Annotated in this window: 17 protein-coding genes; 7 read left to right on the forward strand and 10 right to left on the reverse strand. The window is 61.1% G+C overall.

The genetic code is table 11. The annotated features are described in order from the left end of the window. The first annotated feature begins 4 nt into the window (after window positions 1-4). Both ACE3NW_RS04110 and ACE3NW_RS04115 read left to right on the forward strand, forming a co-directional pair. Window positions 5-478 (forward strand): response regulator, encoded by a 474-nt coding sequence (locus ACE3NW_RS04110; RefSeq protein ID WP_291332875.1) that lies wholly within the window; start codon window positions 5-7, stop codon window positions 476-478. 110 nt (window positions 479-588) lie between these two features. Next, window positions 589-1,815 carry a response regulator gene (locus ACE3NW_RS04115; protein WP_374280662.1) on the forward strand — a complete coding sequence of 409 codons (1,227 nt, stop codon included), beginning with the start codon at window positions 589-591 and terminating at the stop codon, window positions 1,813-1,815. Between the two features lie 189 nt (window positions 1,816-2,004). Here ACE3NW_RS04115 and ACE3NW_RS04120 read toward each other — a convergent pair whose 3' ends face one another. From ACE3NW_RS04120 to ACE3NW_RS04160, 9 genes are all read right to left on the reverse strand, one after another. Then, window positions 2,005-2,400, reverse strand: coding sequence for a PaaI family thioesterase (locus ACE3NW_RS04120; protein ID WP_374280664.1), 396 nt, complete (start codon window positions 2,398-2,400; stop codon window positions 2,005-2,007). Window positions 2,401-2,478: 78 nt separating this feature from the next. Next, a complete protein-coding gene (locus ACE3NW_RS04125; protein ID WP_374280666.1) occupies window positions 2,479-3,411 on the reverse strand; it encodes a Tim44 domain-containing protein in 933 nt (310 codons plus the stop codon). Window positions 3,412-3,622: 211 nt separating this feature from the next. After that, a complete protein-coding gene (locus tag ACE3NW_RS04130) occupies window positions 3,623-4,378 on the reverse strand; it encodes a 4Fe-4S binding protein (protein ID WP_374280668.1) in 756 nt (251 codons plus the stop codon). A gap of 9 nt (window positions 4,379-4,387) precedes the next feature. Next, window positions 4,388-5,947: an NADH-quinone oxidoreductase subunit C gene (locus ACE3NW_RS04135; RefSeq protein WP_374280670.1), complete on the reverse strand. Its 1,560-nt coding sequence runs from the start codon at window positions 5,945-5,947 to the stop codon at window positions 4,388-4,390. A 61-nt stretch (window positions 5,948-6,008) separates the two neighbouring features. Continuing rightward, complete coding sequence (locus ACE3NW_RS04140) at window positions 6,009-7,505, reverse strand: proton-conducting transporter membrane subunit (protein WP_374280672.1); 1,497 nt, start codon at window positions 7,503-7,505, stop codon at window positions 6,009-6,011. Between the two features lie 8 nt (window positions 7,506-7,513). Then, window positions 7,514-8,137: a hydrogenase-4 component E gene (locus ACE3NW_RS04145; RefSeq protein ID WP_374280675.1), complete on the reverse strand. Its 624-nt coding sequence runs from the start codon at window positions 8,135-8,137 to the stop codon at window positions 7,514-7,516. Window positions 8,138-8,139: 2 nt separating this feature from the next. After that, window positions 8,140-9,081, reverse strand: coding sequence for a respiratory chain complex I subunit 1 family protein (locus ACE3NW_RS04150; protein WP_374280677.1), 942 nt, complete (start codon window positions 9,079-9,081; stop codon window positions 8,140-8,142). Further along, complete coding sequence (locus ACE3NW_RS04155) at window positions 9,078-11,135, reverse strand: proton-conducting transporter membrane subunit (protein ID WP_374280679.1); 2,058 nt, start codon at window positions 11,133-11,135, stop codon at window positions 9,078-9,080. The genes ACE3NW_RS04150 and ACE3NW_RS04155 overlap by 4 nt, the downstream gene beginning before the upstream one ends. Window positions 11,136-11,149: 14 nt before the next feature. After that, window positions 11,150-12,106, reverse strand: coding sequence for a UDP-glucuronic acid decarboxylase family protein (locus ACE3NW_RS04160; RefSeq protein WP_374280681.1), 957 nt, complete (start codon window positions 12,104-12,106; stop codon window positions 11,150-11,152). 172 nt (window positions 12,107-12,278) lie between these two features. Between ACE3NW_RS04160 and ACE3NW_RS04165 the strand changes: the two genes are divergently transcribed. The 5 genes from ACE3NW_RS04165 (at window position 12,279) to gcvPB (ending at window position 17,970) form a co-directional block, all read left to right on the forward strand. Then, window positions 12,279-13,100 carry a TatD family hydrolase gene (locus ACE3NW_RS04165; RefSeq protein ID WP_374280683.1) on the forward strand — a complete coding sequence of 274 codons (822 nt, stop codon included), beginning with the start codon at window positions 12,279-12,281 and terminating at the stop codon, window positions 13,098-13,100. A 248-nt stretch (window positions 13,101-13,348) separates the two neighbouring features. Next, complete coding sequence (gene gcvT / locus ACE3NW_RS04170; protein WP_374280685.1) at window positions 13,349-14,431, forward strand: glycine cleavage system aminomethyltransferase GcvT; 1,083 nt, start codon at window positions 13,349-13,351, stop codon at window positions 14,429-14,431. Window positions 14,432-14,517: 86 nt separating this feature from the next. Continuing rightward, entirely contained in the window at window positions 14,518-14,904 is a 387-nt protein-coding gene (gene gcvH / locus ACE3NW_RS04175; RefSeq protein ID WP_374280687.1) for a glycine cleavage system protein GcvH, read from the forward strand. Window positions 14,905-15,193: 289 nt separating this feature from the next. Further along, on the forward strand, window positions 15,194-16,525 hold the full coding sequence (gcvPA, locus tag ACE3NW_RS04180) for an aminomethyl-transferring glycine dehydrogenase subunit GcvPA (RefSeq protein WP_374280689.1): 1,332 nt from the start codon (window positions 15,194-15,196) through the stop codon (window positions 16,523-16,525). Continuing rightward, the gene (gcvPB, locus tag ACE3NW_RS04185; protein WP_374280691.1) at window positions 16,522-17,970 is read left to right on the forward strand and encodes an aminomethyl-transferring glycine dehydrogenase subunit GcvPB; all 1,449 of its coding nucleotides are present in this window, start codon (window positions 16,522-16,524) and stop codon (window positions 17,968-17,970) included. The genes gcvPA and gcvPB overlap by 4 nt, the downstream gene beginning before the upstream one ends. Before the next feature lie 731 nt (window positions 17,971-18,701). Here gcvPB and ACE3NW_RS04190 read toward each other — a convergent pair. After that, the gene (locus ACE3NW_RS04190; protein WP_374280693.1) at window positions 18,702-19,835 is read right to left on the reverse strand and encodes a tRNA-specific 2-thiouridylase; all 1,134 of its coding nucleotides are present in this window, start codon (window positions 19,833-19,835) and stop codon (window positions 18,702-18,704) included. Window positions 19,836-19,909 lie beyond the last annotated feature (74 nt).

A 19,909-nucleotide genomic window follows, 5' to 3' on the forward strand; every position in this document is an offset into this window, starting at 1 on the left:
TTCCATGACCAAGGAAGACATCAAAATCCTGCTGGTGGACGACGAAAAGCAATTTGTGGACACTCTTTCCGAGCGTCTGGCCATGCGCGGCTTTGAAGCGCGGGTTGCCTACGACGGCCCGGAAGCCCTCAAGGCAGTGGAGCAGCCCACCGACGTTATCGTGCTCGACCTGCGCATGCCCGGCATGGACGGTTTTGAAGTGCTGCGCAATGTCAAAAAGAGCAATCCGCAGGTTCAGGTCATCATTCTTACGGGCCACGGCGGCGACGCCGAGGAACAGACCGCCTACCGCATGGGCGCGTACAACTTTCTCAGAAAGCCCATGGATATTGACGAACTGCTCAACAGCATCCGCATGGCCTACCGCGACAAGCTCGAAAACGCCATGGTGGCAGTTTCGCTGGCCGAAGGCGGCGACTTTGACGCAGCGCGTGACGTTATGAACGAAAAAGACGTGCTTGAAGAGCACGGCAAGTAAATCATGGTGCAGTGCAGGCCGTAAGGGCCGGATGAACGCATCCGGCCTGCGGCCTGAAAAGTGGCCTTCATGGCCCGTGTTTCGGCAGCGGTTCGTTCTAGGAGTTCGCCATGCGTGTGCTTGTTGTGGATGACGAACCCGCCTTTTCGGAACCATTGGCAGAGCGTTTGGCCTTGCGCGGTTACGATACCGCCACCGCGCAGGATGCAGATGCCGCCCTGGCCGAACTGGCGCGCAGCCCCCGCGACCTCATATTTCTTGATGTGGGGCTGCCGGGCATGGACGGCGTGGATTTGCTGAAAATCCTGCGCGAGCGTTATCCGCAGATTGATGTGGTGATGCTCTCTGGCGCTGGCGACATGGGCAAGGCCGTGCAGGCCATGAGGCGCGGGGCCTTGAACTGGTTGTCAAAGCCCGTGGGCATGGATGGCATCTTGGCAGAATGCCGCAAGGCCGCAGAGCGCGCTGGCGCACGGCAAGAAGCGGCACGGCTGGCCGAGGCCGCCCGCTGGCGCAGCTTTGGTCGGGTGGCCGAGGGGGTGGCCCACGAGGTCAACAATCCGCTGAACATCATGGTTCAGGCTGCGGGCCTCATACGCGACTGCCTTGAAGAGCCCGAAGCCGACGCCCTGCCAGATATTGATGAAGTGCGCGACGCCGTGGACACCATAAGAACGCAGAGCCTGCGGGTGCGCGAAATAACGCGCAAACTGCTTATGGTGGGGCACGGGCTTGATCCCCGCCTGGGCGCGCTGGACGTACCAGCCGAGGTGGGGCAAGTGCTGCGGCTGCTGGCCGAACGCATGGAAGCCGCGCAGATTCGCTGTGATGTGCAGCTTCCGCAGGGGCCGGGCGCACCGCGCCCATTGGGTTCTGCCCCGGAATTGCAGCAGATATGCCTGCATCTGCTTGAAAACGCGCTGGACGCCCTGAGCGATGTGGAAGCGGCCCCAACCCTTGGCGCAACTGATGGCGTACCGGCCCGCACGGGCATAGTTACTGTTGCTGCATCCACACGACGTGATGCGCAAGGGCGTGACTGGTACGATCTGGTTGTGAGCGACAACGGCCCAGGCATTGCTCCAGATATTATGCCGCACATTTTTGAGCCATTTTTCAGCACCCGCGCACTGCAAAGCCCCGTGGCCGCGCACGCAGCCGGTGGAAAAACCCTTGGCCGTTATGTGGGGCTGGGGCTGGCAGTGGCCCGCTCTCTGGCCCATGCTCGCGGTGGTGAGCTTGTGGCTGCCAACAGGCCGCAGGGTGGGGCAGAATTTTGCCTCAGTCTGCCACTTGCCGAGGGGCAATGCGCACTGCCAGAGGCGGCGCAGGCCTGACTGGATAAAGAAATTTTATGAATTGCGTGGCGTTATTTGCGTTAGCGCTACGTCCATCACCTCCTCGCCCCAAGCGTTTACGGTGGAAGCCCCTTGCCAAGGGTTCGGCAAGGGGCAATTTTTTTGCGTCCGGCAAAAAAAAAAGCCCCTGCTCAGGGCAGGGGCCGATAAAATGCAATGTGTGGCGGCCTAATCAGGCAGCGGCACATCGGTCTGAAAGCCGGCGGCAACGCACTTTGCTATCAGATCGCCGGAACCGTCATAGATTTTGACGTCATAATTCAAAATGTGCTTGCCGTTGCGCACCACAAAGGCTTCTGCCGTAAGGGGCGAAACCCTGCCGGGACGCAGATATTCAATGGTGGTATTGAGGCTCACAACGCCATAATCCTTGCCAGCATTGGCGGCAGAGCCAAAGGCCACATCGGCGAGGGCAAAGATTGCGCCGCCGTGGGCCATACCCATGCCGTTCTTGTGGTTATCGGTAATGGGCATGGTGACCTTGGAATACTCAGGCGTGGCCTCCACAATATCCATGTCGAGGTAACGCACCAGTTTGTCGTGCTTTTTAACGTAATTTTTCATGTCATCCCCGCACTATTAAAAAAGGCTGAAAGCCAAAGCTCTCAGCCCGGGCGTGATCGGAGCAAGGCGAGGGCAGGCTTATTCCACCTGCTGAATGCCATCCAGTTTCCAGTTGCCGCCTGTGGCGGGGCGCATAAAGTGCCACACTTCGCGGGCGGAAGAAGGGGTTTCCTGCGCCGGGGTTTCCCGCAGCAACACATCAAAGAACACCTGGGCGTACTGTTCTTCACCTTCGTTGGTCACACCCAGCAGCTGGGCATTGACCAGCAGAATTTCTGTGGTGCTGGGCTTGGGGTCGGCTTCCATCTGTTCGCGCACAGATTTTTGCACGGCCTCGGTGGTAAACTGCGCAATATCATTCATATCGCGTTTGTCCCACGAGGCTTGCAGGCGGGTGTAGGCCATCTTGGCACCGCGCAAAAATTCTTCGGCGTCAAAGCCGGGAGGCATGGGAATTTGCGGGCCGGGGGTTTCAGCCTGGGCAGCACCCTGACCGCGCAGAGCATCCCAGCCGTTGCTGCTGGTTTCTTCGCGCATCATGCCCGCCTGGGGCTGGGCTTCCTGCGCGTTTTGCGGGCCTTCTGCACCGGCTGCCGCCTGGGCGGGCCTTTGCGAACCCCGAAAGGCGGCAAAAAGCTTGAGACCGACAAAAATCACCAGGCCAAAAAGCAGAATATCCATAAAGCCGCCGCCAGAAAAACCGTGGCCGCCAAACAGCGATCCTATGAGTGTGCCTGCCAGCAGACCGCCCATGAGGCCGCCCATGCCGCCAAAAAGGCCGCCGGGACGGCTGGGGGCCGCAGATGGCTGGGCCTGGGGCTGGCTGGGGCTGGGCTTGCTCTGGAACGAAGGCTGCTGAGGCCGGGGCGCTGGTGCAGGCGTGCTCATAAAGGGCTTGCTCCCAAATGAGCTGCCGCCGCCAAGGCGGGCCGCCAGTGCGTCATCAGACAGGGTAAGCATGAGCGAACAGCAGAGCAGGACAAGAATCGACAAAAAAGCTTTTATTTGCATGAACATCTCCCATAAGGGCGGTGTTTGGTCATCTCCTTGATCGGCAGATATGACCGGAATGTACGTTCTGTACGGGCCTTATCTACTATAATCATTGTGCAGATTAAGGCAAGTCGGCCCTCGCGGCGGTGGGTGAGCAACACAGGTGCCCCTGCCGCTTTGCAGATTATTGTTGCGCGGCAAGGGTACAAGAGGTGCGGTGGCCAGTGAGCTATTTTTGCAGCGAGGTCAGGCCGTCCAGAATTGTCCACGGGTTGGGCGGGCAGCCGGGAATAAAAAGATCAACGGGCAGCAGATCGGTGACGCCCCTGTTGCACTGATCGCTGCCGCGAAACAGCCCGCCAGAAATGGCGCATGCGCCCACGGCCACCACCAGACGCGGTTGCGGTACAGCCTTGTAGGTATCAAGCAGCGCCAGGCGCATGTTTTCCGAAACCGGGCCGGTCACGGCAATGCCGTCTGCATGGCGGGGCGAGGCCACAAAGTCGATGCCAAAACGGCCCAGATCGAAAACCAGGGTGGTCAGCACGTTGCTGTCGGCCTCGCAGGCATTGCAGCCAGCGGCGCTGACCTGCCGCAGCTTGAGCGAGCGGCGAAACATGGAAAAACGGGCCGGAGTAGGTTGCGGCACGGGGGATTGACCGGGAACCACCAGCAGCCCCTCGCGCGTAAACGAGGCCATGCGGTGCTCGCCGGTAAAGGTAAATGCCCCCTTGGGGCAGGCCGTACGGCACGCGCCGCAAAAAGTGCAGCGGCCCATGTCGAGGGTTGGCGTGCAGTCTTCGCAGCCCGCCGTGGGCAGCAGCGCGCCCGCCGGGCAGGCCTCAAAACAGGCGCGGCAGGCCCCGCAGGCAACCGGCGCAAGCTGCGGGCGGCCCATATAGCGGGGCGAAAGCGCAGGCTGGCGGGTGGGATAATCCAGCGTGCGGTACTGTTGGTGCAGGCGTTCCTTGATGATGCGCAGCATGTCAAAGCCTCACAGGTCGTATCCGCAATACGAGAGGTTGAAACTCTTGTTGCAGAGCGGAAAGTCGGAAATCTGGTTGCCGCGCAGGGCCATGGCAAGGCCGGACCAGTTGTGGAACGAGGGGTCAACAGCCTTGTAGGCCAAAAAACCGCCGTCAGGCCCGGTAACGGCCACGTGGCATATTTCGCCGCGCCAGCCCTCTACCTGTGATACAGCAAGGGTATCGGGCGGCAGGGAGGCCGCGTCCAGCGCCTGGGTTTCTTCGGCCAGGGGCGGAATACTCGCCAGGGTTGTCAGGTCGGCTTCAAGCAGCCGCAGCGAGTCATCTATTTCATTGCTGCGCACAAGGGTGCGGGCCAGCACGTCGCCGGTGGATTCCAGACGTGGGGCGCAATCGCGGGTGGGCAGGTCTGCAAGGGGAAAATGAAAACGCGCGTCCAGCTTAAGACCGCAAGCGCGTGCGGGCATGCCCACAAGGCCCAGATTCTGCGCTGTTTCGCGGCTCACAAATCCTGTGCCGGTGAGGCGTTCAAGCACGCTCTGGCTGTGCAGCATCACGTCCACAGCGCCGCGCACGTCTCGCCCTGCGGCCTTGATGCGGGCCAGCATGTCGGCGCATTCACCGGCATTGAGGTCGTATGCCGTGCCGCCAAACCGCAGCAGGCCCCGGCCAAAACGGTTGCCGCACAGGCAGGCCGTGGTGTTGAGAAAATCGCCGCGAATACGGCCATTCCACGATGCCGTGGGCAAAAAGCCCGTATCGCCCGCAATGGCCCCAAGGTCGCCCGTATGGTTGGCAAGGCGCTCCAGCTCAAGGCCTACGCGGCGCAGGCGGTGGGCGCGCGGCGCAACCACACATCCGGCAAGGCGTTCGAGCAGCACACAATGGGCCGTGGCGTGCCCCACAGTGGTGTCGCCAGCGGCGCACTCCAGCAGGGGCAGGCAGCGCGAGAGCGGGCCGTGGAGCAGCATGTTTTCGATGCCACGGTGCTGGTAGCCAAGGGCTATCTCAAGGTGCATCACGTTTTCGCCGTGGCACTGAAAGCGGAAATGGCCGGGCTCGATCACGCCCGCATGTACCGGGCCGACGGCAACCTCGTGGACTTCTTCGCCTTCAATCTTAAAAAAAGAGTAGGGTTTTGGCCCGCTAGCCGGGGCCTCGCCCGTGGCTGTGGCCAGCGAGCCGCCTTCAGCGAGCGTTCTGGCGTGGGCCTCGGCGGCGTCGGGAATGCGGCGCACACTTTTGAGCCACGGATGTCCCAGGGGTTCGATGCCCCACTGCTCAAAAATCTCGCGTTCAAAAAGATGGGCCTGTGGCGCTGCGGGCGTCATGGAAGCGTAGGATTGCAGGGGCGCGGTGCGCAGGGCGGCAAGGTAGTGCGAACTGTCTTGCGCAAGCACGCAGCACAGACCGGCTGGGGCGTTTTTTTCGGACGACTGCGGCAGGCCAAACAGGGCCAGCAGCCGCCAGCCTTCAGCAATGTACCGGCGCAAAAAATCGCCCATTTCTTCGGCAGAAACCGGGGGCATGCCCGAAAGCGGCACGGTATCGCGGTAATCGAATAGCATCGGCCCTCTCACCGTTAGCGGCGTAAAACCCGTTGTGCGGGCTTTGCATCAGCCTTTGGCGCTACGCGCCTATGAGCGCGGCGGCGCGGTTAAGAAAACTCCACAGCCAGTCGGGAATCCACACGCCCAGTGTCAGCACGCCCAGCCCCAGGGCCAGCGGCGGCAAGATACTCAGGGCCGGTTCGGAATTTGAAGGCGGCAGATCCACAGGGCGGTTGCCCTGCACCATGCGCAGCACAGCCACCGACAGGCCCACAAAAATAACGGCCAGCAGCACCAGATACCCGGCAGAAATCCAGGGCTGACCAGCGGCCAGCAGGCCCTTGAAGATCAGCAGCTCGCTCACGAATATGCCAAAGGGCGGCGAACCGGCCACGGCCAGAAAGCCCGCAGTCCACAGGGCGGCAGTGGCGGGCATGGTCCAGCGCATGCCGTGTACGTCGTAGCTGGAATAGGTGTGGTAGCGGGCCAGAATATTGCCCGAAAGCAAAAAGAGCATGCACTTGGTAAGCGAGTGGCATACCGCGTGCAGCATGGCACCGGGCACGGCCACGCCGCCCACGCCAATGCCCAGGGCCAGAATGCCCATGTGCTCAACGCTCGAATAGGCCAGCATGCGCTTGTAGTGGCCCTGGCCGACAATAAAGATGGCAGCGATCAGCAGCGAAAGCAGGCCAAAAAATATCAGCATGCCGCCAGAAAGTTCGCCAAGCCCGGCAGCCAGCATGATCTGGTGGCCGCGCAGCATGCCCAGCATGGCGCAGTTGAGCAGCGCCCCGGAAAGCAGTGCCGAAACAAGCGAAGGGGCCTGGCTGTGCGCGTCGGGCAGCCAGTTGTGCAGCGGGGCAAGCCCCATCTTTGTGCCGTAGCCAACCAGCAGAAAAACAAAGGCCGCCTTGAGCCACGTGGGCTCGGCAAGGGCCGCATTGCGCACAAACCAGCCCACCTGATCCATGCCTTCGGCTGCGCCCTTGGCCCCTTCTGCCCCGTGAAAGGCCACGGCCAGCAGAATATTGCCCAGCAGCGCAAGGGCAATGCCCACAGAACAGATGATCAGGTACTTCCACGTTGCCTCAAGCGAACGCTTGTGCTGGTGAAAATAGATGAGCTGGGCGCTGGAAAGCGTGGTGGCCTCAATGCCCACCCACTGCGCGCCCATGTGCGGCGTGATGGTAACCAGGGTCATGGCACTGAGAAAAAAGCAGAGGCAGGCTGTAAAGCGGCGTTCCGGCGCGTTGGTGAAGCGCCCGTGATCCAGAATATTGGTATGTACGCCAATGCGTTCTTCTTCGCGCAGATAGTGCATGGCGTAGAACGAGGCCGCCAGAAACAGCAGGCTGGCCAGCACGAGAAAGAGCACGCCAAGAGCGTCGGGGGCCAGCAGGCCATCAAGTTCGGCCGGTTTTTCACCCCTGCCCACCCGCACGGCGGTCATGACTGCCAGAGCGGTGTGCGCCAGGGCCGTAAGGGGCAGGCCCACACGGCAGAGCACGGCGCGGCCCCACAGCAGCATGATGCAGCCCGCACACAGGGGAATGAGAATAAGCGCTGTAAGCATGGCGTTTCCTAATCTCGAAGGCTGCGGAACCGGGCCACGTCAATGGAGGCAAAGGAATCGCTGATGCGGTTGATGGCAATACCCATAACAAACACCGCCACAAAAACGTCCAGCAGCAGGGCCAGTTCAAACCATACCGTGCCCCCTGTCATGAGCGGCACGCCCAGCAGAAAGATGCCGTTTTCTGCCACCAGATAGCCAATTACCTGGGTAATGGCCTTGATGCGGCCAACAATGAGAATCAGCCCGCAAAACAGGGTGGCCAGCCCGGTAGGCAGCAGCAACGTGGGGTAAAGCCCCAGGGGCATGACCAGCTTGCCCTCAAGCCAGATGGAAAAAATCAGCCCGGCCATACCGGCCAGCACGCCCAGGCTCACCCGGCGGGCGGGGCACACAAGCGCATCGGCTGGCAGTCTTTTTTGCGTGCGCCAGAGCATGCCGGGCAGCAGCATGCCCTTGATAAGCAACACCGCTCCGGCCAGCAGGGCGTGGTCGAGGCTCAGCAGCAGAGCCGCCAGCAGCAGGCCTTGCAGGGCCGTCAGCCGGGTCATGCCCGGAACGCGCCGTGTGGCCAGCAGCAAAAAATTGCTCAGAACAAGCAAAAACAGACAGGATTGCAAAAGCGTGGTCATGGCTACCTCGCCTGGGTGAGAATGAGCGTCAGCATGCCCATGACTGCGGCAGCGCCCAGCAGATAGGCAATCCGCTCCATGCGCAAGCGCGCCATAACCGATTCCACAATACCCACCACCACGGCCAGCAGCAGCACAATAGCCACGCGCAGGCCCATCTGCTGCCACAGGGGCAGCGCAGGGGTAATCAGACCCGCAATAAGGGCGGCAAAAAACCACAGCTTGAGGGCCGCACCGTACAAGATCAGGGCCATGTTGGGGCCGGAGTGGTCGAGCACCATGACCTCATGGATCATGGTCAGCTCCAGGTGCGTGTTGGGGTCGTCCACCGGAATACGGCAGTTTTCCACCAGCAGCAGCACAAAAAAGATCACGGGCAAAAGCAGCAGTTCGCCCTTGCCTGTCAGCCACGCCCCGGCGGTTTGCCCGCTAAACATGGTGGAAAGGCTGAATGCCGTATCCGTGCCGTGCCCAAGGCCCAGGCACAGGCTGGTAAGCACCATGAGTGCCAGAAAAAATACTGGTTCTGCCAGGGCAGAGAACGTGGCCTCGCGGCTTGCGCCCATGCCTTCAAAGGCAGAGCCCGTATCCAGAGCGCCAAGCATGATGGCAAAGCGCCCCACGCCCAGCAGATAGGCCGCCAGCACAAAATCGCCCGCAAAGGCCAGTGGAGAAACCGCGCCCCCCAAGGGCAGCAGGGCCAGTGCGCACAGCGTGGCCGCCAGCGCAACAGAGGGCGCAGCGGCAAATGTCCAGGTGGTGGTGCGGCTGATGACCTCGCCCTTGCGCAGCAGCTTGGCGATGTCATAGTAGGTTTGCAGCACGGGTTTGCCGTGGCGGCCTGCGAATTTGGCCTTTACCCGGTTGATGATGCCGGGCAGCAGGGGGGCAAGCACCAGCGCAAGGGCAAACTGCGCCAGATAAACGGCGAGTTCGGCGTTCATGAGCGCAGCCCCCATACAAGCAGGCCCACCACGGTGGCCAGAATGTAAAGAATGTAGAAATGTATCTTGCCGTGCTGTATCACCTTGCAGGCATTGCAGATATTCTCCACAGCCATAAACAGCGGCGTAAAGAGGCCGCTTCGCAGACGGTCGGGGGCGGTAACGCTCAGCTGGCCGCCTTTGGAAAAAAGACCTTCGTCCATCTGTAGCCGGGTTTTAAGGCCCATGACCGGGGCAAATATCTTTGCCGTGGGTTCAGAGAAACCCACGTCGGTGTACTGAATGCGGGCAGAGCCCCCCTGAAAGCCGCAGCCCCAGGTGGGCATGGATTCCACCGCGCGGTTTTTGAGCAGCAGGCGGCGCACAAGCAGAATTACCAGCGCCAGCCCAAGACCGGCCCCGCCGATGTTTGCCACAGAGGCAAGGCTTGCGTGCGCCTGCGCCAGACCGGCCATCCCCGCCTGTTGCAGGGATTGCTGCACGGGCAGGGCACTTTGCGCGGCACTGGCGGCCAGATCAAAAACCCAGGGGGCGGCAAGGCCGCCAACAAGGCAGGCTGCGGCGGGCAGGGCGAGGGGCCAGAGTGTGCGCCACGAGAGCGGGTGTACGTTGGCGGCCTGGCTGGAACGGGGCTCACCCAAAAAGGCGATGCCGTAGGCCTTGGCGTACAGGGCAGCCGCAAGGCCGCTGATGCAGGCAAGGCCCGCCAGGGCAAGCAGCAGGCCCACCTGCCGTTCAACCCCAAAAAGGGCAGGGCCGTCCAGCAGCGAAAGGCCGAGCACCAGCTCGCCCGTGAATCCGTTAAAGGGCGGCAGGCAGGCTATGGCCGCAGCGCCCACGGCAAAAAAAGCGCCCAGCAGGGGCAGGCGTTTTTGCAGGCCGCCCAGATATTGCATACGCACGGTTCCTGTGGCGTGCAGTACCTCGCCCGCGCACAAAAACAGCAGCCCCTTGAAGGCCGAATGGTTGAGCATGTGCAGCAGTGCGCCAGAAAAACCCAGCACGGCAATCCAGGCATTGCCGCAGCTCTGGCCGATCAGGCCAGCGCCCAGGCCCATGACCATCAGGCCCATGTTTTCCACGCTTGAATAGGCGAGCAGGCGCTTGAGATTGCTTTGGGCAGTGGCCTTTAAAATGCCCATAAGGCCGGTGGCAAGGCCCAGCAGCAGCAAGGCCCAGCCCCACCATTCGGGTGCAGTACCCGCTGGGGCCAGCATGCCCACGCTGCGGATTATTCCGTAAAAACCGGCGTTGATCATTGCGCCGGAAAGCAGCGCAGAAACATGGCTGGGGGCTGCGGGGTGGGCTTCTGGCAGCCAGATGTGCAGGGGGGCAAGCCCGGCCTTGGCTCCAAAGCCGGCCACCGCCAGCAAAAACAGGGTGGTGAGCACGCCGGGGCCGGAATGGCCCATCTGTTCAAGCGCCCGCGCAAGCACCGTGCCGCCGTGCAGGGCATCAAGCGAGGTGTCGCCCGTGGTCTGCCACAGCAGGGTAAAGAAAGCCATAAGGGCCACAGCGCCCAGATGCGCGGCCACCAGATACACCCACGAGGCGTCGCGTACCTTGCTGTCGCCGTCGTTGAAATCAATAAGAAAGAAGGGCGCCAGCGACATGATTTCCCATGCCAGCATGAACAGCACGGCATCGCGGGCAGTCATGACCAGGGCAAGACCAATGAGCAGCATATGAAAAAAGAACCAGTGCGCCCCAAGATTGTGGCGTTCTGGTTCTTCGTGCCGCAGGGCAATGCCCCCTGCTGCTGCGCACACAAGGCCCAGCCCAAAAACTGGCAGCAGAAAAAGGCGGCTCAGGGCATCCATGCCCAGGGCGCACGAGCCTATGGGCAGAGCCAGGGGCAGTCGCAGACTTTCGTAGCCAGCCCAGGGGCCGGTCGCCACGGCGCACAGCCCGGCAAGGCAGCCCGCAAAGGCACCAGCAACACCAACCAGGCTGGCCGCGCGTCCGGTGGCCTTTGAGGGCGGGCGCACAGCCAGCAGGGCGCACAGGGCGGCCGAAGCCGCCAGAATGCCGATGGCCGTGATAAACAGAAGCATGACTGTCGAAAAACCTACGCCATGCCGTTTTTCAGCTGTGTTTCAAAGTAGGCGATGGTGTCGACCAGGCCCTGTTCCAGCGCAACCTTGGGTTCCCAGCCAAGCTTTTCACGCGCAAGGGTAATGTCGGGCTTGCGCTGCTTGGGATCATCGCCGGGCAGGGGTTCGTAAGAAATCACCGACTTGCTGCCGGTCATTTCCACAACCTTTTCGGCCAGTTCGCGAATGGTGAATTCGCCGGGGTTGCCCATGTTCATGGGGCCGATAAAATCAACCGGCGAGGCCATGAAGCGGATCATGCACTCCACCAGATCGTCCACATAGCAGAACGAGCGGGTCTGCGAGCCATCGCCGTAAATGGTGATGGGCTGGCCCTTGAGCGCCTGAATGATGAAGTTTGACACCACGCGGCCATCGTTGGGATGCATCTTGGGGCCGTAGGTGTTGAAGATACGGCCAACCTTGATGGGCAGGCCACCCTGACGCCAGTAGGCGAAAAACAGGGCTTCGGCGCAACGCTTGCCTTCATCGTAGCACGAGCGGATGCCGTTGGGGTTCACATGCCCCCAGTAGCTTTCCGGCTGCGGATGTATTTCGGGGTCGCCGTACACTTCGCTGGTAGAAGCCTGATAAATGCGTGCCCCAAGCCTTTTTGCCAGCCCCAGCATGTTGATGGCGCCGTGTACGCAGGTCTTGATGGTCTGCACGGGGTCGTGCTGATAATGTATGGGCGAGGCCGGGCAGGCCAGATTGTAAATTTCATCCACCTCTACATAGAGGGGAAAAGTCACGTCGTGGCGGATAAGCTCAAACCGGCGGTTATCCATAAGCGCTTCCACGTTGGCGCGGGCGCTGGAAAAAAAGTTGTCCACGCAGAGCACTTCGTGCCCTTCGTTGAGCAGGCGCTCGCACAGATGAGAGCCCAAAAAGCCGGAACCGCCGGTGACCATGATGCGTTTGCGGAGATGCATGATTCCCCCGAAAAAAGTATAGGAAGCCGGGATAAATCCGGCAAATCCCCCAAAGCATAGCCCCATTGTCCGGGCTTTGCAATGGCGGGTGCTGCCATTGCTGGCGGCAACGGCGCAGTTGCCTCTTGCAATCCGGCTGTGCCGGTTGCTATGTATCGGCGCGAGGTAAACAATGTCGAAAAAATCAGCCGACCGTATTGATCCCCTTACCCTGGCGCTGCCGCCGGTTGGTGTGGACAGCCACGCCCATCTTGACGGGCAGGAATTTGATGCGGACAGGGATGCCGTGCTTGAACGCGCCCGCGCGGCGGGCATAGCCCAGGTGGGCAATGTTTTTCTGGGGCCGGACGATTACCACGCGCGTCGCTGTCTTTTTGATGCGCACCCCGATGTTTTTTTTCTTATGGGCATACACCCTTGCGATGGGCAAAACTGCACGGCCGACCGCCTCGCTGCCATGCGCGCCGCATTTGCCGCCGATACGCGTCTCAAGGCCGTGGGCGAAATAGGGCTGGATTTTTACTGGCCCGACTGTCCAAGGGAAATACAGCATCAGGCCCTGCGTGACCAGCTGGCGCTGGCCCGGGCGGTGCAGCGGCCAGTGGTCATCCACTGCCGCGAGGCAGAAGAAGAAACGCTTATGACCCTTGAGGCCCAGGGCTTCGCCGGGTATCCGCTTTTGTGGCACTGCTTTGGCCAGGGGCCGGAAACAGCCCGGCGTATTTTGCGCAACGGCTGGCACATTTCCATTCCCGGCCCTGTAACCTACAAGGCCAACGAGGCCCTGCGCGAGGCTGTGGCGCTTGTGCCCGCCGACCGCCTGTTGCTCGAAACAGATGCCCCCTACCTTGCGCCCCTGCCGTGGCGCGGCAAGCGCAACGAACCCGCCTATACGGTATTTACCGTGCGGGCCATGGCCGAGGCGCGGGGCGAAAATCCCGAAGACCTGTGGCGCACCTGTGGCGAAAACGCCCGCCGGTTCTTCGGCCTTTAGCCATCTGCATAAAGGCCGTGATGGTGCTGCGCGAACCGTTTTGGCCGGGTCAGTTCTTGTGTCCATATTGCAGAAGTGATACCATGCCCAAAGCCACTCGGAACGGTGGTTTGAAGGTGTTTTTTTATAAATACTTCCGGGTTGATCCGTGCTTTTTGCCTTGTTTGTGCAAGGCGGCGGCATGGCTGACCCGGTGCGTCCTCTATAGCGCCAGCGCAAGCTGTTTGCCCAAATTCTAAGGAGATTCCATGTCGGATCTGCGTACCCCCCTCACCGCCTGGCACGAGGCGCATGGCGCAAAAATGGCCCCCTTTGCCGGGTGGCTCATGCCCATTCAGTACGAGGGTATCATTGTAGAGCATCAGCACACCCGCCAGCATGCGGGCCTTTTTGATATCTGCCACATGGGCGAATTTCTTATTTCCGGCCCCGGTGCTGATGAAGCCCTGGCAAAGGCCGTGAGCCACAACCTCCAGACCCTCGCCCCCGGCAAATGCCGCTATGGTTTTTTGCTCAACGACAAGGGCGGCGTGCTCGACGACGGCATCATCTACCGCTTTGGCCCCGACTCCTTCATGGCCGTGGTCAACGCGGCCTGCGCCGCCAACGATTTTGCCGTGCTGCGTTCGCGCCTGCCTGAAAGCGTAAAGATGGTCGATATCTCTGCCGATACGGGCAAAATCGATCTTCAGGGCCCTGAATCGCTGGACGTGCTCGAAAAGCTGCTGGGCCAGAATTTTCACGATCTCGGCTACTTTGGTTTTCGCGAAACCACCTGGCAGGGCACGCCCCTGTTGGTGAGCCGCACCGGCTACACCGGCGAACTGGGCTACGAACTGTACATCGCCTCTTCTGAAACCGAAGCTTTCTGGAATGCCCTGATGGCCGACGAGCGCGTAAAGCCCATTGGCCTTGGTGCGCGCGACACCCTGCGCCTTGAAGCCGGTTTGCCCCTGTACGGCCACGACCTTGACGAAAACCACAGCCCCGCCGAAGCCGGTATGGGCCGCATGATGACCAGCACCGCCGACTACGTGGGCCGCGAAGGCGCGCAGAAGATCGCCGAAGTGCTGGTTGCCCTGCGCATCGATGGCCGCCGCGCCGCCCGCCACGGCGATGTGGTTGCCGCCGCCAACGGCACCGAAGTTGGCCATGTGACCAGCGGTTCGTTTGCGCCCTCTCTGGGCTACGTTATCGCCTTTTCCTGGGTTGCCGCCGCCCACGCCACCGCCGAAAATTTTGTGGTACGCGCCGCAAGAACAGAGCTGCCCGCCACGCGGGTTGAAGCGCCGTTTTACACTCAGGGTACAGCGCGCAAAAAGCTTGCCTGATCTGGTCGCCGCCTTTGCGGGCAGCCCCCGCAGCCGGACGGCGTAATTTTTATAACGATTGAACCCAATTTTTCAGGAGTTTGCACATGGCTACCAATCCCGCCGATATTCTGTACAGCACCAGCCACGAATGGGCGCGCATTGAAGGCGACGAAGCCGTCATCGGCATCACCAGCTTTGCCCAGGAATCCCTTGGCGATATCACCTATGTGGAACTGCCCCCCGTGGGCGACCAGCTTTCTGAAGACAAGGAATTCGGCTCTGTGGAGTCGGTGAAGGCCGCCAGCGACCTTATTTCGCCCGTGGCAGGCGAGGTCATCGCCGTCAACGAAGCCCTGGAAAGCACCCCCGAGCTCTGCAACAGCGATCCCTTTGGCGAGGGCTGGATTGTGCGCGTCAAGCTTTCGCACAAGCCCGGCGGCCTCATGGACGCTGCGGCTTATGAGGCGCATTGCGCCACCGAAAAGCATTAGTCCGGCATGCGTGTCTTTTCGCTTCCGGCAGCGTCAGACAATTTTTTTATTTCGGTCGAGTACCTAAGAGTACACTCCCTGCATAAAAAAATCGTCTTCCTTGCCGGAACCGAAAATCCCCGGCATGCCGTTTGACACGGGCTGTGCATCTGTAATTGTTGCCCGCCTGTTTGTTCCCTTTCGCACCGGCTGGAGCAGCGTCGTACAACGGCGGGCTCCAGCCGGAGTCCCTTTCACAGAGGCTGCCGTCGCACACGCGATACAAATCGCCCGGCGGCAAGGAGCCAATATGCCATACATTCCTCATACGCCGGAAGAGTTGCATGAAATGCTCTCCGTAGTGGGCGTGCGCAGTCTGGATGAGCTTTTTTCCGACATTCCCTCCAGCATGCGCCCCCAGAGCTTTGATCTGCCCAAGGGGCAGGGCGAGGCCGAAGTTTGCGGCCATTTTGAAGAGCTGGCAGCCAAAAACTGCCCCGGTCATGTCTCCTTTCTCGGTGCTGGTTTTTACAACCACGATATTCCCAAGGCTGTGGACGCCCTTTCTGGCCGCAGCGAATTTTATACCGCCTACACGCCCTATCAGGCAGAATGCTCGCAGGGCACGCTTCAGGCCATTTTTGAATTTCAGACAGCCGTGAGCCGCCTGATGGAAATGGACTGCGGCAATGCCTCGGTTTACGATGGCGGAACCGCCATCTTTGAAGCCGCCATGATGGCCGTGCGCGCCACCCGCCGCCGCGTGCTGGTGGTTGACGAGGCCGTTAACCCCATCTGGCGCGACATGCTTGCCGCCTACACATCGAGCCTCGACCTCGAAATAAAGACCGTGCCGCAGCACAACGGTTGCAGCGACATGGACGCCCTCATGGCCGCCACAGACAATACCTGCGCCGCCGTTATGGTGCAGAATCCCAACTTTTTTGGCGCGGTGGCCGACTATACGGCGCTTTTTGCCAAGGCCCGTTCGCAAAAGGCCTTTGGCGTCATCTCCGTGTACCCGGTCATGCAGTCTGTGCTCAAAACCCCCGGCGAAATGGGTGCGGATGTGGCCGTGGCCGAAGGCCAGAGCCTGGGCATGAACCTTTCGTTCGGCGGCCCCTACCTGGGCCTCATGACCTGCCGCAAGGAACATATCCGCCAGTTCCCCGGCCGCATTGTGGGCCGCACCACAGATGTGGACGGTAAAACCGGCTATGTGCTTACCCTTCAGGCCCGCGAGCAGCATATCCGCCGCGCCAAGGCCACCTCAAACATCTGCTCCAATCAGGCTCTCTGCGCCCTGCGTTCGCTCATCCACATGAGCCTGCTTGGCCCCGAAGGCCTCACCCGCGTGGCAGAAAACAACATGGCCCTGGCCCGCTACGCTGTCGAGCGCCTCACCGCCCTCAAGGGTGTGGAACTGCTCAACAACGCGCCCTTTGGCTCAGAAGTGGCCCTGCGCCTGCCCAAGCCCGCCGCCGAGGTGGTCAAGGCCATGACGCCCAAGGGCGTTGTGCCGGGGTATCCGCTGGGCAAACACTATCCCGGCATGGAAAACGTGCTGCTGCTCTCGTGTACCGAGGCCAACAACCGCACCCAGATAGACAAGCTGGCCGAAATCCTGGGAGGTCTGCTGTGAAAACCATTTTCGCCAAATCCGTTGCCGGGCGTACCGCCTACTGCCTGAACAGCTCTGCACCCAAGGCTTCGGCCATGCTGCCCGCAGACCTTTTGCGCAAAAACGCCCCCCGCCTGCCCGAATGCTCCGAGCTTGAAGTGGTGCGCCACTTTACCCAGCTTTCGCAGCTCAACTACAGTGTGGATGCCAACTTCTACCCCCTTGGCTCCTGCACCATGAAGTACAACCCCAAGTTTATGGAATACGTGGCGGCGTTGCCGGGATTTACCCGTCTGCACCCCATGATGGCCCAGCTTGAGGGCGGTGCGGACTGCGCACAGGGCGCGCTGCAATGCCTGTACGAAGCAGAAACCCTGCTCTGCGAACTCACCGGCATGAAGGCCTTTACCTTCCAGCCCATGGCCGGGGCCAACGGCGAATTTACGGGCGTCAAGCTCATTGCCGCCTACCACGCCGCCAAGGGCCGCAACCGTAAAAAGATGCTCATTCCCGATGCGGCCCACGGTACCAACCCCGCCTCTGCCGCCCTTGCCGGGTTTGACACCATCAACATCGAATCGCGTGACGGCATGGTGGACCCCGAAGCCATCGTGGCCGCCATTGCCGAGCACGGCGAAGATGTGGCGGGCCTCATGATGACCTGCCCCAACACCCTGGGCCTCATGGAAGTGCATCTGCCCCGCATTGTGGCCGAACTGCGCAAGGTCGACGCCCTGCTGTACTACGACGGCGCCAACATGAACGCCATCATGGGCAAGATGCGCATGGGCGATGTGGGCTTTGACGTGGTACACCTCAATGTACACAAAACCCTGGCTACCCCCCACGGTGGCGGCGGCCCCGGCGCTGGCCCTGTGGGTGTGACCGACCGCCTGATGCCCTTCATGCCCGCCCCGCGCGTGGCAAAGCATCCCGATGGCCGCTTCTTCCTTGATTACAATCTGCCGCAGAGCATCGGCCCCATCGGCCCCTTCTACGGCAGCTTTGGCGTGGTTATCAAAGCCCTGGCCTACATGCTGCGCCTCGGCGGTGAGGGCCTCACCCGTGCCTCTGAATACGCTGTGCTGAACGCCAACTACCTCAAGAAAAAGCTTGAGAACGTGCTGGAAATTCCCTTCAAGGACCGTTTCTGCGCGCACGAATTCGTGGCTTCCGCACCCCAGGGCCTGCGCGCCCTCGATATTGCCAAGGCCCTTTTGCAGCGCGGCATCCATGCGCCCACCATCTATTTTCCGCTCATCGTCCACGAATGCCTCATGGCCGAGCCCACGGAAACGGAAGACAAGGCAACCCTGGACGGCTACGTTGAAGCCCTTCAGGAAATCATCCTTACTGGCAAGGCTGATCCGCAGTCCCTTCAGGATCTGCCCACCAATCTGCCTGTGCGCCGCCTGGACGAAACCGCCGCAGCACGCCAGATGGTGCTGACGGAAGATATGGGGTAGAAATAATTGGGGAAAGGGGCGCTCTCGCCCCTTCCCCCAAACCCCCTTCCCCGCAAAAACTTTTATTACGGGCCTTGGCTGATGCCGAGGCTCGTTTTTTTGTTTGCGGTTGGGGAAACATTTTTGGGTATACGGCCCGGCGGGCATGGTGTTTCGCCTTATGGCGAGGTTGGGACGCCTTCCCGGCGTGGGGCAAAGGGGGCCTGTTAGGGGCTGCGCCCCTCCTTGGCCCCCTCTGCACTCCCCCCGGAGCACCCCCTAAGAGAGTTTTCAGCTTCCGCAAAACAGCGAGGGCACGCGTCTTGTGCTGCGGGAGCTTCCTTCCCTCGCTACGCTCGCTCAGGTGATCTCCCTCCGCGACGCGTAAATGCCAAAGTACGCTCGCACCTTGATCAAAATCCGCTTCAGCCGAATATGACCTGCTACAGTGGCTTCGCAGTGTGTCCTCAGCATCTGAGTGTATTGAAATTCAGGGATCGGTGATGAGGCAGACAATTCGTGTTTAGCAGAAACACTAGCCCTTCATCAGAAGCGGGTCGTGACTTCGCCTTCCTTAAATTCGCCGGAGCAGAGCGGAGGCGATGGGTGGTGTTGGGCGAATTTGCAAAATACTTTTTTCGTGGACTGAGAAGGAAAAAACCGGTTTCAGACGCATTCAGGTCGTAAAAGCCGGGTTTGCGTAAATCAGCCTGACAGGCTCATCCAAACCCAAGGTGCATAGTGTTATGTCCCTACGCCATTTCTTCCACCACGCCAGCTGCCAGCACGCGGCCATCTTCATCATAAACCGCAGCCACCTGACCGGGAGCCGTGGGAAACTGTGGCTCGTCAGCCAGTATGTGCAGGTAGCCGTCTTCAACCCGCACGGCGGCAGGGCAGGGACGTTGGCGATGGCGCAGGCGTACCAGCAGTTTTGCAGGCCAGAGGGGCTGCGGCAGGGCAATGTTGGCTGGCCCTGTAACGCAACGGCGTATGCCAAGCAGGGCACGCGGCCCCACCACCAGCGTATTGGCGGTACTGTCCTTGGCAAGCACAAAGAGTGGTTCCGAATGGGCAATGCCCAGGCCCTTGCGCTGCCCCTCGGTATAGCGCCACAGACCTTTGTGGCGGGCGATCTCCCGCAGGTGGCCCTGCGCATCACGCAGCAGCACTGGCCCTGGGCCGGGCGCTACGGTTCCCGCCGTCAGCCAGTGGCGCTCCAGAAATGGCCGGTAGGCCTCGGCGGCTGACATGCCCGGCTGCACAACGGGCGGTGCAAAGCAGATGTCCTGACTCTCTGAAGGCAGAGGCACGGCCAGACCTGCCGCCGCCACAAGGGCGCGGGTGTGATCCTTTGTTTGCCCATGCAGGGGAAACAGGGCACGGCCAAGGCGTTGGCGCGGCACGAGGCTGAGAAAATAGCTCTGATCCTTGGCGGAATCCGTGGCAGATGCCAGCAGGGGTAAGGTTTGCGCAGCGTCGCCTGCCTCCATGGCAGGGCCGGGAACAAGGCGGGCATAGTGGCCGGTGGCAAGTTTGTCTGCCCCCAGTTGCAGTGCCGTGTCGAGCAGCACGCCAAACTTGATGGCCCGGTTGCAGTAGGCGCAGGGATTGGGCGTGCGTCCCTGGGCATAGGCGGCGGCAAAGGGGGCAAGCACCTCGCGCTGAAATTCGGCGCGCAGGTCAGCCACATGCAGGGGTACGCCAAGAGAGGCACAGGCTTCGGCCAGCCCCGCCGGTGCGCTCGTGGGGCCATCGGGCAAAAAAAGGCCGTGCAGAGCCAGCACGCGATAACCAGCGTTGCGCAGCATGACCAGAGCGCACAGGCTGTCTACGCCGCCGCTCACAGCAACTGCCACTGTAGTGGAAAAAGTGGGGGTGTTCATGAATGATTCTCCCTTGCCGAAACGCGTAAGGGACAGCAAACAGTGGGCAAGTGTAACGAGTGAATCAGGCTGCT

This window comes from Desulfovibrio sp. (genome assembly GCF_041907885.1).
Lineage (GTDB): Bacteria > Desulfobacterota > Desulfovibrionia > Desulfovibrionales > Desulfovibrionaceae > Desulfovibrio.